This window comes from Segatella sinensis (genome assembly GCF_040095255.1).
GTDB classification, from domain to species: domain Bacteria; phylum Bacteroidota; class Bacteroidia; order Bacteroidales; family Bacteroidaceae; genus Prevotella; species Prevotella sinensis.
Genome location: NZ_JBBNGE010000021.1, coordinates 40,470 through 53,832, shown reverse-complemented (window position 1 = coordinate 53,832; position 13,363 = coordinate 40,470). Strand labels below are relative to the sequence as shown.

8 protein-coding genes are annotated in these 13,363 nt (G+C 47.9%); 1 reads left to right on the top strand and 7 read right to left on the bottom strand.

Translation table 11 applies throughout. The annotated features are described in order from the left end of the window. The 4 genes from AAAT87_RS07800 to AAAT87_RS07785 form a co-directional block, all read right to left on the bottom strand. On the bottom strand, positions 1-344 hold a 344-nt coding region (locus AAAT87_RS07800; RefSeq protein ID WP_349226114.1), incomplete at its 3' end, for a BT4734/BF3469 family protein. A gap of 799 nt (positions 345-1,143) precedes the next feature. Then, positions 1,144-4,362: an efflux RND transporter permease subunit gene (locus tag AAAT87_RS07795; RefSeq protein WP_349226113.1), complete on the bottom strand. Its 3,219-nt coding sequence runs from the start codon at positions 4,360-4,362 to the stop codon at positions 1,144-1,146. An 18-nt stretch (positions 4,363-4,380) separates the two neighbouring features. Next, a complete protein-coding gene (locus tag AAAT87_RS07790; protein WP_349226112.1) occupies positions 4,381-5,478 on the bottom strand; it encodes an efflux RND transporter periplasmic adaptor subunit in 1,098 nt (365 codons plus the stop codon). Between the two features lie 288 nt (positions 5,479-5,766). After that, positions 5,767-7,209, bottom strand: a complete 1,443-nt coding sequence (locus AAAT87_RS07785) for an alanine/glycine:cation symporter family protein (RefSeq protein ID WP_153091385.1) — start codon at positions 7,207-7,209, stop codon at positions 5,767-5,769. A gap of 258 nt (positions 7,210-7,467) precedes the next feature. On the opposite strand from AAAT87_RS07785, the gene AAAT87_RS07780 reads away from it, so the two are divergent. After that, positions 7,468-8,412, top strand: a complete 945-nt coding sequence (locus AAAT87_RS07780; RefSeq protein WP_349226111.1) for a hypothetical protein — start codon at positions 7,468-7,470, stop codon at positions 8,410-8,412. 109 nt (positions 8,413-8,521) lie between these two features. Here the strand turns inward: AAAT87_RS07780 and AAAT87_RS07775 are convergent, their stop codons facing one another. From AAAT87_RS07775 to AAAT87_RS07765, 3 genes are read right to left on the bottom strand one after another with little or no spacing between them, the layout of a single operon-like run. Further along, positions 8,522-9,121 carry an AbgT family transporter gene (locus AAAT87_RS07775; RefSeq protein ID WP_349226110.1) on the bottom strand — a complete coding sequence of 200 codons (600 nt, stop codon included), beginning with the start codon at positions 9,119-9,121 and terminating at the stop codon, positions 8,522-8,524. Further along, positions 9,111-9,836, bottom strand: a complete 726-nt coding sequence (locus tag AAAT87_RS07770; protein WP_089542569.1) for a DUF5932 domain-containing protein — start codon at positions 9,834-9,836, stop codon at positions 9,111-9,113. The genes AAAT87_RS07775 and AAAT87_RS07770 overlap by 11 nt, the downstream gene beginning before the upstream one ends. Further along, complete coding sequence (locus tag AAAT87_RS07765) at positions 9,833-13,363, bottom strand: sensor histidine kinase (protein ID WP_349226109.1); 3,531 nt, start codon at positions 13,361-13,363, stop codon at positions 9,833-9,835. Before AAAT87_RS07765 ends, AAAT87_RS07770 begins: the two co-directional genes overlap by 4 nt.

Here is a 13,363-nt window from a genome sequence, read left to right as displayed (position 1 = left end):
GTGATGTAGCAGAGCAGGGTATGCGGATCGTCGCAGAGTTTCTGCTTCAGGGCGTTGAGAGCCGTGATATCGGGAGGTATCTCGGTGAAGAGCTCATCGAAATCTACGAGAGATAGGTGGGTGAGTTCCCGGATGTTGTCCTGACCCTTGCCTCCTTCGAGGTAGCAGGCTGGGGCAAAGAGGGGTGCATCCGCCTTGAAGGTTTTCTTGCCTGTAAGACGGTACGACTGGGTGAGGAACTTGAGTTTCTCATCGGTTTTCATGAATGAAACCAGGCTTTCGAGGTCTCCCTGTATGGGAGTCTTGCTGGTCATGTTTGCGAATTGTGATACTTTTTTCTTCATTTTATCATCTTCTATTGTTGGTAAAGCGGATTGTTCCGTTTACATGATGTTGTGAAAGGAGTTGGGGATAGGCAGTATCTCGCTGGTTTCATATCGCAAAGTTACAAAAAAGAATAGAAATGGCGGTTCCCGTAGTGGGAACTAACAGTTTAAATACATTTATTTTTTAATTTTTTTTAATATGATCAAATCAAATTATCACGTTGACATGAGTCAATTTGGCAAAATTTTGGTTGAAGTAATGAATAAGTATCATATTACTTATTCTAGTTTGTATCATACCACTGGTGTGAGCAAGGAGTACATTTCCGCAGTCTGAGGAGGTCAGGCTGATTATCATCACAGCATTTATGTGAGAATTGTTAATGGGCTTGAGGGCTGGATTCCGGAGAAGGATTATCCGGATATTAGAGATAAACTTATCCGTGCATCGTTTGGGGATGAGGTATAAAATAAAAGAACGCAAGCCCGCTAGGCGTTCCGCCGGATTTGAAATCCGGCGTCAAAAAATGTCCTTACCTATTTAGGCTCTGCGGATTTGCAATCCGCAGCAAAGAAGTATGCTTTTCCTTTTGTTGGGGGATTGCAAATCCCCCGGTTTTTAATAGGTCGAACCTTTTTCTACGGCGGATTGCAAATCCGCCGGGACGCCTAGCGGTAGGTGAAATCTGTGGGACCTTTCATAGACCGCATAGGTCTCCAAATCTGCGTGACTTTTAAATTCTGTGGGAGTTTAAAACAAAAGGCTGGTAGGAATTTTTCCTGCCAGCCTTTTCTCGTGCTTTTTTCTTGTGTGTCTTTAAACTTTATTTTCTGTAGAACTTGCCTTTCTGCCGGGTGTTGATGTTTTTTTCCTCAAGCTATACTTTCCGTGCTTATCGAATACAATCCAATAGAGCACAGGAAGGATGGTGGCAATGAGTACCATCGAGATGAGGGTTCCGAAGAAGATGACGGCTCCCATCGGAGACCACAATGTATTGTTCTCTATCATCATCGGCAATACGCCTACCGAGGCTGCTGCTGAGGTGAGGAAGATAGGACGCATACGGCGCTCACCAGCCTGGAAGGCGGCATCTCTTACCGAAAGGCCCTTGTCGCGGCGAAGTTCCTCGGCATAGTCGAGCATGATGATACCGTTTCTTACCAGAATACCCATCAGACTCACGACACCCAGAATGCAGGTGATGCTGACATCGAAGCCGGTAATCAGGAGTCCTATCGCAGCACCGAAGATGCAGAGCGACATGGAGGAGAGATTCACCAGAGCCAGGCTGATGCGCTTGAAATGGAAGAGCAGAATGAAGAAGATGATCAATACCGCTATCATCACACCCGATATCACCTGTGGCATGGTTTCGCCATCCTTTTCTGCCATACCGCCAATCTCCCAATCCAGATCGGTACCGAGCGGGAGTTTCGATATTCTCTCTTTCAGCTTGTTGGACAACTGGTTGGCATTATAACCTCTCAACGGTTCACCGATGATGGAAATGGTGCGTATGCCATTGCGTCGGACGATGCAGCCATCGTGCCAGTCGGGAGAAATCTTAGCCAGCTGACGGAGCGGCACACTCGATGTTCCGCCCATCACAGGGATGTATTCGTTGGCAAGGTCGCTGTCGTTCTCCGACTTCAGTACCATCTTCACCGGATAATCGCCTTCCCAAAGGGTGGACATCGGAATGCCATCACCAAAATGAATGGCAAGATCGGCAGAGAGCAGCGTCTTGTTCACACCCAGACGGTTGGCCTCGGTAGCATCCGGCGTAACCCGGATGCCCGGCAACGGCTCCTCGAAATTGGAACGGATCAGATTGATACCTTCTATCTGATGCATGCAGGCGGCTATCTTCCTGGCGGCAGCCTTCAGATCGCTGATGCTGTCGCCGCTCACTCTTACTTCGATAGGGTAGCTGGCATTGTTGTAATCCATCTGCTTGAAGCGGATGTAGCAATCCGGAAAGTAGTTGGAGTAGCGGTCGGCATATCGGTCGAGTACCTCTTCGGTGGCACCGTTATCTACTGTATTCACGATGAACTGGGCAAAATTGGAACCGCCAATCTGCGGAGCATAGGTGGTATGGAAACGGGGCGAACCCTGTCCGATAAACGTGGTTACCGCCGTTACCTGCGAGTCGCGCTGCAGGATGTGAGCCATCGAATCTGCCACCTGTGCAGTTCTATCGGCTGTGGTTCCGTTAGGAAGATAGAACTCCACGGCAAACTGGTTTCTCTCGGCGATAGGCATCATTCGCTGCGGAAGATTCACGAAGATGACGGCACCGATGCTTACCAGCACCACGCCCACGATGAGGGTGATGCGAGGACTGGCGAAACAGTGCTTTAACAGCCAGGTGTAACCCATCTGCAGATAATCGAGCGGTTTCTTCCGGGCGTTGGGGGTAGGCTGACTGCTGATGCCCTTATGAATCACCCTATATTGTAAATAAGGTGTAAGCAGCAGCGAAACCGTAAGCGAGATGCTCAGGATGATGAACATCGCCCAAGGGAACGACTTGACGAAATCGCCCATGTCACCATGCATGGTAAAGAGGAACGGGAAGAAGGTGAGCGAGATGCTGAGCGTGGCGGAGAGTACCGACATGAAAAACTCGCGTGGGGCAGCGATGGCTGCGTGCCAGCGCGACATGCCGTGGCCCAGCTTCTCCATATAGTTGTCGATAATGACAACGGAATCATCCACCACCATACCCAGGGTTACGATGAGGGCAGCCAGGGTGACGGTGTTCAGTTCCATACCGAAAATATAGAAGATGCCCAGCGAAGAGAAGATGGTGATCGGGATGCTGAGGGCGGATACCTCTGCCACGCGGCGTGGCATAAGCAGGATGACCACGATGATGACGGAGATGACCGAGATGAGCAGTTCTCGGAGGAAGTTGAGCACCGATTCGCTCACCACCTTGCTCTGGTCGGTGATGGTATTGATATGCACATCATCGGGCAGGGTCTGCTCAAACTCATCCATCGCCTGGTGAACGTCTTTTCCCATCTTCACGATATCATTGCCCGGTCGCATCTCGATGGAGAGGAGCACGCATTTGTTGCCATTGCTCTTGATGTATTTGCTCAATTTGGGGTATTCTCTCCTGATCTGGGCAATATCCTTCAGGCGCACGATGTTGCCCTTGGGGTCGGAATAGACAATCTGCTCTGCCACATCGCGCTCGTTGTTGTAGGAGTCGGTGATGTGGATGGGCAGGTTGAGGTTGCCCAGCTCCAGGTTTCCACTCATGGTGGTGAAGCCCTGTAGGGCGAGCTGGTTGAGTACCTTGTAGGAACCGATTCCGTATTTAGCCAGCTTGTTCTGATCCAGATAGATACTGATCTGTTCGTTCTCCAGTCCGTAGGTGCGGAGGTTGGAAATGGCATCGATGCGGCGCAGGCGGTCCTTCAGCCGGTCGATGTAGGTGTTCAGTTCCCTATAGGTTTTCTGCTTGCTTTCCATCGTGATGAGCAGGGCAGAGGTATCGGCGATGTCGTCCACTGCCTGCAGGGCGAGAACGCCTGATGGGAGTGATGCCTTGAAGGCCTGCAGTCCGTGCTTGAACTTGCTCCAGAAGGCATCCCTGTCTTCTACATCATCGTTGAGTTCCAGGAATACGATCAGCATGCCGTCCTTGCTCTGGGTGTAGGTCTTCTTCTTGTTTACTTCCTTGTATCCGAAGATGAAATTCTCCAGGGGTTTCGCCACCCGTTCTTCCACCTCATCGGATGTGGCACCGGGATATACGGCAACGCAGGCACCCTGGCGGATGGTGAATTGCGGCATTTCCTGCTTAGGCATGATGCAGATGCCCAGAATGCCCACGAAAACGAGCATACCCATGAGGAGCATCACGATATTATGGTTGCACATCGCCGATTCGATGAACGAACGCTTGATGATGCGGTTGGGTTTTCTCGTAATGCGAGCCTTGATATGGTCGTGAAGGGCGGTGTCCTTCTGCGGAATCCTCGGCTTGTTTATCTCTTGATTTGTGTCTTGATTCATATCTTTTCCCTCCACATTTTATCGGTTGTTACTCTTTCCGGTATCAACCTTCATACCTTCTGATACCTTCTGCTGACCATTGATGATGACCTGGTCGCCAGTATGAAGTCCCGAGAGAATGATGATGCCATCTCCCTCGAAATCGCCTATGGTTACAGGTTGCTGGTGCGCCTTGCCGTTTACTACGGTCCAAACGAATCGGGAGTTATCTACATCCAATTCAACGCTTTGCGGCGGAACGATGATATGAGCCGGTGCTGCTGCGCTGCCCTGAATCTGGGCATTGCAGACCATACCCGGGAGCAGACGACCCTGCGGATTGGTGATACCCACCTTGATGTCGTAGGTATGCGAGATAGGATTGGCATCGATGCCTTTTTCTGAGATGGTCCCATAGAAGACGGCTCCGGAAAGAGCGGTAACCGTCAGTTTCACCTTGTCGCCTACGTGGAGAAGCGAGATTTCAGCTTCGGGTACGGAAACCTTGGCATTGACCTGAGCCACATTGGCGAGTTTCAGCACGGGCTGACCAGGAAGCACGTAGGTTCCCATATCCACATTCTTGGCAGCAATGACGCCTGAAAATGGAGCGGTGAGTGTAGAGTGGGAGAGTTGCTGACGGGCGATGCTTTCGGCTGCCTTCGCCTGTTCCAGTTTACTTTCTATCTCCACCCATTTCATATCCGAGATGGTTCCCGACTGGTGCAGGGGCAGGAATCTCCTGTAGGCATCTTCTGCCTGCTTCAAGGTGGTGAGGGTAGCCCGGTGAGCCTCCTTCACGGTAGTAGGGTTGATGGTGGCGAGCAACTGACCTTTGCTGACTCTGTCACCCTCATCTACACGGATGGAAGTAATATTTCCGGCGATTTCGAAACTGAGTGTTGACCCCATCTTTTCCTCGATGGTACCCACATAGTCTTTCGTTCCCCCCAGGTTTGTATTTCCTACAGAGATTGTTTCCACCTTGATATTCTTCTTTTCGATCTTCCTGGCTTTTTCCGTACATCCTGTCAACAGCAGGCTGAATCCCGTAATCATCAGACTGCATCCCATGAATATCAGACAGCTGCTACTGCATTTCATTAGCCATCCTGTCATACCATCTTTCTTTTTCATATCTTCTTCTTTTTGTTATTTTTTTGCAAAGGTATGAAATTATGGCGAATGTAAGGGGCACAAAGTATTAAATATGTTTAAGGACTAACGTTTTTTTAGAAAAAATATGTACCTGAAAGCTCACGAAACCAAGGTGTTTGTATTGAAATAAGCTATAGGTTGGGCTCTCTTTCTAAGTATGAAGAGAGCCCCTACTATTTTACTTTTAAGGGACGTTATGATAAATAGCGCTTATGGTAATATCAAACTTAGTAATAAGTAGAACGGGTAAACTGGTGGCATGGTGAATTACCATGCCTCCAGTTTATCTGCTATCTCAGGCATCTTTTCCTTGTTGAATACAGGATTCTTGCCTTCCTTCTTCTGCTGGCGGTAATCCTGCAACAGGAAGACTGCCTGGCGAGAAAGTAAAACAATGGCAGCAAGATTACAAAGGGTAAGAAGTGCCATTGTGATGTCTGCAAAGCTCCAGGCAAAATCAAGTGACACGATGGCTCCAATCATCACCATCGCTGCCACGGCAAGGCGATAGATAAATACGCCCAGTCTGGAATCCTTGATATATCTCACGTTGGTCTCACCATAATAATAATTGCCGATGATACTGCTAAAGGCAAAGAGCCATATCATGACTGCTACAAAAGGATTTCCGATGCTTCCGATTTCGTGGGTCAAGGCATCCTGAGTCAGTTGGATACCATTGGATGCAGTGACATCTACCCCGCTCATAAGGATGATGAATGCTGTGCAGGAACATACTACCAAGGTATCCGTGAAGACACCCAGCGCCTGAATCAATCCCTGTTTTACCGGATGGCTCACCGTAGCCACCGCAGCAGCATTAGGAGCACTACCCTCGCCGGCCTCATTGCTGAACAAGCCTCGCTTGATGCCCTGAATCACTGTGACGCCCAGTACTCCACCTGCAGCCTGATTGAATCCGAAGGCATTTTCAATAATGATTAATAAAACCTTAGGCAAACTGGTGATATTCCAAATCACTACGCCAACGGCTATCAGGAGATAGACAACTGCCATGACAGGAACTACCGTAGAAGAGAACTTTGCTACTCTCTGAATACCACCAAAGATGATGAGCAATGTAAGCGCCGTGAGTATGATGCCCATGGTGGCAGGCTCGATACCAAAAGCCTTCTGCCATGCCAGACAGATGGTGTTACTCTGAACGGAATTGTAGGCAAAACCAAAGGTGATGATCATGAGAACGGCAAAGAGGATACCCATCCAGCCCTTTCCCAATCCATATTTCATATAATAGGCAGGTCCACCATAGAAGGAAGTCTTACCTTTGCGCTTATAGAGTTGGGCAAGCGTTGATTCGATGAAGGCTGAAGCAGAACCCAGCAAAGCGAGCATCCACATCCAGAAGACAGCTCCCGGACCGCCGATGCTGATGGCTGTAGCTACTCCTGCAAGATTACCTGTACCAATTCTACTGGCCAATGCCACCACGAAAGCCTGGAAGGAAGAGATGTGCTTCATCTCACCATCCACCTTTACATCCATAGACAGTTCTTCCTGGCCAATCTCCTCTGGTTGAACCTTATCGGGATGCAGCAGGAGCCTGACCATCTCGCGGATGAGACGAAACTGCACGAAACGGGTACGCCAAGTAAAAAACACGGCACAGCATATCAAGATGGTGATGATGATATACGACCAAAGAAAATCGCTAACCTGAACTAAAATATTCTGTATTGAATCTATCATTTTATTTATTTAAATCACTCTAAGTTATCTATTTGAATCACTCTAAATGTTCATTCCGACTGCAAAATTACAGTTTTTTTTCGAAAAAAAGCATCGTTTAGGGAATTTCCTCTATCGGTTTAGGGAAAATCCTTACTATACCTCCATAAATCGCCTTATCTTTGCAGCAGAAATCAGAAAGATGACTGAATTGACGATGATTCTGGAATCTGATGGTTTCCTGGAAAATGGAAGTTTAACATATAATAAGATAAGATTATGAAGAAGTTTATCATAGCACTAGTAGCAATGTTCATGATGACATTCAGTTCTGCATCAGCAATGAGTTATGAACAGGCTCGCCAGCAGGCTCTGTTTCTGACAGACAAAATGGCTTACGAGCTGAATCTGACAGATGATCAGTATGAGGCAGCCTATGAGGTCAACCTCGACTATCTGATGGGCGTGAATACTTACGACGATCTCTACGGCATCTATTGGCGTCAGCGTAATCTCGACTTGAGCTACATCCTTCTGGATTGGCAGTATCGCTCATTCTGTGCCGCAAGCTATTTCTACCGTCCTCTTTACTGGTATGGTGGATTCTTCCACTTCGGCATCTATGCACGCTACCCACGCAGAGATTACTTCTTCTTCGGAAGACCTCATTTCTATGCTGTATATCGTGGTGGACACAGCTGGAGAATGAATGGTGGCAGAAGCTGGTATTACGGACGTGAATTCGGCGGTCCGCGCCCTATCGGTGTTCGAGGTCAGGAACCAAGATTCGGTATGCGCGATGGATTCAATCGTGGCGATTATGGTCGTGGCAAGACCTTCGGCAATCTCAATCGTCAGAGCAGTACAAGAACTACGGTTACACGTGATCATTCTTTTGGCAACAGTCGCCAAAATAATGCTACCTTTGGAAGTGGTGTCCGAGGCGGTGGTTCTTTTGGGGGCTATAACCGAAGCGGATTCGGCAGTGGTTCTACCAACAACAGCCGTTCGTTTAATAATGGTTTCACTCCACGTTCCAGCACTCCAAGCAATGGTTCTTTCGGTGGTCACCGTGGCGGCAATTCGTTGAATAACAGCCGTTCATTCAGCAGTGGAAGCCGTTCCTTTGGCGGAGGCAGCAATGGTGCCCGCAGTTCCTTTGGAGGTGGTTCTTCCCGTAGCAAGAGCCATAATGGCGGCAGTTCATTCGGTGGCAGAAGATAGTTAGACCAATTTATCAAACCAAATATATACCAAAAGAAGGGACATTCCAAGTGATTGGGATGCCCCTTTGCTTTTTTAGTATGATGAATTGATATACTATCAAAGATCATCAAAAAAGATAATCTACAGAACTATATAATTGAATGACAAGTATATAGATGATAAAGAGAGGAGCAGACAGGCGAACTCCATCCGCCATTGCCTCTCCCATTGCCTCAATACTGTTCAGTCTTTGGCTGACTACGCCGAAAGACTGTGCCATGACAATGACCATAAAACAGATATAGGGCAAGATGCTTCTGGAAAAACTGCTGGAGGCATATCCTCCCATCACATTGAGCAGGATGGCATGAGGGATGAGCGTGAGCAACAGCATCACACCGATAAACAGGACGAATTCCAGGCAAACCAACCGCAAGGCATTGCGCTGTCGGTAAACCTTATGATCGTATTTTAACAAGCCGCTTGCCCGTAGCGTACCCCAGGCAATGCTGATCAGCAACAGCCATACCAGCCAAGGTGACTGCAGGTTGGCGGTGAAAGTGCCGAAGAACCATCGGATACCTTCCGGGCTGAGCAATGACCGGGGAAAAACATCGGGCATAGCGGCAGTGATGAGCCATGAAGCCAGCACCAGTACTATCTGTGCCAGTATCAGCAGGAACATGGAATAGCCACATATCCTGCTGAATGTATGACTATTCTTCATCAGCCTGCAAATTATCAATATCGATGATGCGTAACTCGCATGCCCGTACCACGAGTCGGGTCGCATTCACGCTCATTCCGTTATTTCCATCAGGGAAGAGCTTCTGTACGAGTTCATTCTGCCGTTTTTCCAGACTCTTTACACCGAATGGCATACCTCGCAGGTTCGTGATCTGCTCCTTGGTATAACCCAGGGCGAGATGGCGGAGGAATCGCTCGTCGTACTCATCAATCTCGTAATTGATCATCGCCTCCTGATGCATCAGCTGGCTTCCTACGCTCTGCTTGAATCTATCAACGATTTTCTGGAGAATCGGCTGGTTGAAAACCAGCTTCTTTCCACTCATGCAGGAAGCCACGTCACCACGGGTAAGCAATTCTCCGCTCTTGAGGATGATGCCTTCACATCCTGCATCGAGCACATCTACCCATAACTTCTCGTTGAGAATCTCACCGGTAAAGATCAGGACCTTCACATCAGGATACTGTTCTTTTGTACTACGGCAAATTTCTACTCCAACAGTGGTGGAGCCACCCAAGCCAAGGTCAAGCAGTACAAGGTCTGGCTTTTGCTGTTTGATGAGTTTCCAATAAGCGATTTCACTATCCGCAGTGCCGATGATTTCAGCTTCGGGTATGTCGTTCTTGAAGATTCCTTCTGTGCCTTTCAATTCCAGAGGCACATCTTCTACTATAATAACCTTAAATTTATTCATGTCTTTGTCTTTATTATTTTTTCAGGTAAAACGATTTCTATCATGAGTTTGCCATCAGATGACGGCTTGGCAAGAATGCCACAGCCACGCAGGTTGGTTGCCTCCCCTATTTCTCTCACAATCTGGCGGGCCACCAGATACTTCATATCGCTGGTGAGCGGTGTGAAGAGATGTGGATGCCGGGTTGCGTCAAATGGGATATCGTGAAGGATATACTGGCAGGTTACATAGGTGGATGATGAGGTTGTTTCCTGATAAGTGAAGTTCTTCACTCCGCCAGTGATAAGCTTCCTGAGATATGCCAGCAAGTCTGCGTCGCATTTCACGGTTCCTTCCACCTGCTCCATTGCCTGTGCGCTGAGCATCGTGTATATTGCCTTGTAGTAATCCACCAACTCCTGCAGGGAAGTAACATCCTCCGGGGTACTGTCGATAAGCTGTCTGATTCGCGATGGGTAATACATTGTTTCGTGCTTGAGCGTAGAGAGACAGTTGTCGAGTACGGAATTGGCAATGTGCAACTTTCCGTTTTCATACTCTGCACGATGCAGCTCATCTTCTGCCATTTCTATATTCGTAGCCTCATTCTGCTGCATATCAATGCTTTGCTTCAGTGCCTGCGAGATACGTTTCACCACCTCGTTGAGCTGAGGGAAAAGCTGAACGTTACGTATGTTATTGCTGCCGGATGGAGTCCAGATTCCGGTAATCTGTTTCAGCTTATCCGTGTTGGAATCACCACTGAGCAACACCTTGTTAATAGCATTGATCTTTTCTACGGCATAGCGATAACGGAGGATGTGGCGATAGTATAGCAGATAATATGCCAGTGGCAATTGTAACAGCAGGATAATCAGCAAGACGATGGCTACAGCCTTCGAGTTTTCTGAAGTCTGCATGGTTCTTACGTAGTTATCGAGCGAATTATCCGCACTCCGTTCACGGAAGAGTTGTGTATATACCTTGTTGTTACTATCGTATAGTTCCCATTTGTGGAGCGCCAGCGCTGCCACGGCACTCTCATTGCGGATATCGAGTATGACCTCGTAGTTGGTTGGCAAACTGTCGTGCAGCCAATGGATTTCGGCAGCGGTTCCTTTCATGGGATGTGCCACCATCAGATATTTCCCATCAGGATTCAATGTCAGATAGTATCGGTTGAGATAGCTGCGAGACGAATCTGCCATAGCCAGGGTCCGCTCGTAGGTACCATTGATATTACTGAAATAGGCACTGTCGGCATAGGATGCTGCTGTTTGCAGCAATCGCGATGTCTGCTTATTGCCCCAGTGCCTGTCAGTTCTGTGCTTGTCAGTTCTGTGCATAGAGACATTATTCCGGGTGCTTCCCTGTACGGCAGATGGGATATTACAACCTATCAGCATCAAGGCAAGCATCAGTATCATTTGCATTTTCCGAATACCGCAAGGCAGTCGGAAAGTGAACTTACTACCTTTCCCCAACTCACTCTCTGCCTGAATATTACAAGGAGAGAAGAGCGAACTGATTTTCTTGTACTTATCGATAATGCCCTTACAGTTGAGTAAACCGAATCCATGTCCGCCGGTATAGGTGCGGTCGAAGATGTGTTGCAGTGTTTCTTCATCCATACCTTTTCCTGTATCTTCTACGGATATTTCCACAAATGCCTGATGGCTCTTGGCACTAACCACGACCTCACCTCCTGCAGGTGTAAACTTCCTGGCGTTGTCGGCGATGGTGTTAATCATGAATAGTGTCAGCGTACGATCTGCCTTTACCGTGGCATCTGTAGGCTGTACGGTCAGTTTAACCCCACGCATTTGAAAACTCATTTTTCCTTTGGCTACAATATCGAAAAGTGGCTGGAGCGGGAAGCTCTCAATACGGAGATTGATGGCTCCCTGGCGCATCTGTATCCAATCGGTGAGAATCGAATTATATTGATTGATTTTATCAGTCAACTCTGAGATATAGGTATATCGCTCCTGTTTCACTTCTTCTGGATCATCTCCCTTCTTCAGCCTATCTACCTCATGGATCATACGGTCGATAAATGGGGTGATGCTATTGACCAGAGAAAGCTTGGCACGCTGTTCCAGGTTGCGGCGCTTATTGTCAGATATATGAAGCTGGACCATATTCTTGGCTTCTTCCAATTCTTCATGCTTCTCTGATAACAAATTGATATGCTGCATGTTCTGTTCTTCCCATTCATGTAAAGGTATCAGCAGGGATTCTACAGAACTTTCCTTGGTATTGCGGCGCTTCATTCTGTCGAATACATAGAGCAAGACCACGACCAAGACTATCATAAAGATTACCGCAGCAATCATCGTGTTCAGCTGGACGGCATTGTTGTCCAACTGAGTGGCACGCGCTTCCAACTGCCTGTCTTGTCGGCTCTGCTCCTGCAAGTCGAGGTAAATATTGCGGTTGTAATCGCTTTCCGGCTTATCATCGATGGCGGAATAAACCAGGCTGAGTCTTTCCCGGATAGAAGCCACCAGGTCGGGTGCCTGCTGGATAGCCCTGTTCTGGTTGAGTGCCCTATTCAGACAATCGCCTGCCGATTTATAATCCTTGATCTGCCAGTAGCATTCTGCCAGTGTGCGGTATGCTCCTGCCGTCTGGTAAACGTCTCCATATTCAGAAAAGATATTGAGTGCGCGTTGCGCAAAGTTTCCTGCCAGAAGTTCCAAAGGCATCTGTTCTACATTGAGATACTGGAAAGCCGGCAGATTGTTCTTTACCAGGAAATCGCGCTGTTCCGGATCCTGAATATGTTCGCTGATAGATTGCAGTGCGTTTGCCTGCCAGTATGGATAAGGATTGCTGCCACTTGCCAAAAAGTAGAGGCGAATGAGCATATCAAATTCCGCCTGACAGATTTCCTGTGGGGTGCCATGAGTGATGGCGCCACCAGCTCCCATATTATAAAGATAGTTGAGATACTGTGCCGTATCCTGTTCCAGTTCATCCGGGTCAAGATCTGCCAGCGCATTGAGCATCGGCTTGTCTAGCTGTACATAATAAAAATAGGTGGCAGCTACGATATCAAACTCACTCTTCGCATAAATGGCGCGATGACGCTCCCGAAGAGGAAGGTTATCTATTTCCTCACCGATTCTTCGCAGTTTACGGATGGCTTTTTCCCTGAAGCTATAGAAATCCTTGTTGCGGGCCTCACGCTGACAGAGTCGCATATTCTGAACGTCGGCAATAAGGAGTTCTATCTGGTTGTCACTGCGTTCGTTTACCTTGTCAAGCCATCGCTTGGCAGTATGGTAATCCATCTTGGCAATAGCCACAAAAGCCAGGTTGTTGCAAGCCTCCGCATATCCGGCAGGATAGTCTTCAGAAAGAGCTAAAGCCTTCTCTGCCAATACTTTAGTAGAGTCCAGGTTACGATAGTGAAGCGCATAAGAAAGATGATTCAGCTCATCTACTTCGCCCTTATGCGATGGCGAACAAGCTGAAAAAACAAACATCGCCACCATCATACAGATGATGGCGATGCCATAAATATGATGAAATCTTTTATGCAT

Excerpts from the sequence above, each read along its gene's own strand:
- AAAT87_RS07790 (WP_349226112.1), bottom strand. The coding sequence starts at position 5,478 with ATGAAAAAGAAAGATGGTATGACAGGATGGCTAATGAAATGCAGTAGC.
- AAAT87_RS07780 (WP_349226111.1), top strand. The coding sequence starts at position 7,468 with ATGAAGAAGTTTATCATAGCACTAGTAGCAATGTTCATGATGACATTC.
- AAAT87_RS07795 (WP_349226113.1), bottom strand. The coding sequence starts at position 4,362 with ATGAATCAAGACACAAATCAAGAGATAAACAAGCCGAGGATTCCGCAG.
- AAAT87_RS07770 (WP_089542569.1), bottom strand. The coding sequence starts at position 9,836 with ATGAATAAATTTAAGGTTATTATAGTAGAAGATGTGCCTCTGGAATTG.
- AAAT87_RS07765 (WP_349226109.1), bottom strand. The coding sequence starts at position 13,363 with ATGCATAAAAGATTTCATCATATTTATGGCATCGCCATCATCTGTATG.
- AAAT87_RS07775 (WP_349226110.1), bottom strand. The coding sequence starts at position 9,121 with ATGAAGAATAGTCATACATTCAGCAGGATATGTGGCTATTCCATGTTC.
- AAAT87_RS07785 (WP_153091385.1), bottom strand. The coding sequence starts at position 7,209 with ATGATAGATTCAATACAGAATATTTTAGTTCAGGTTAGCGATTTTCTT.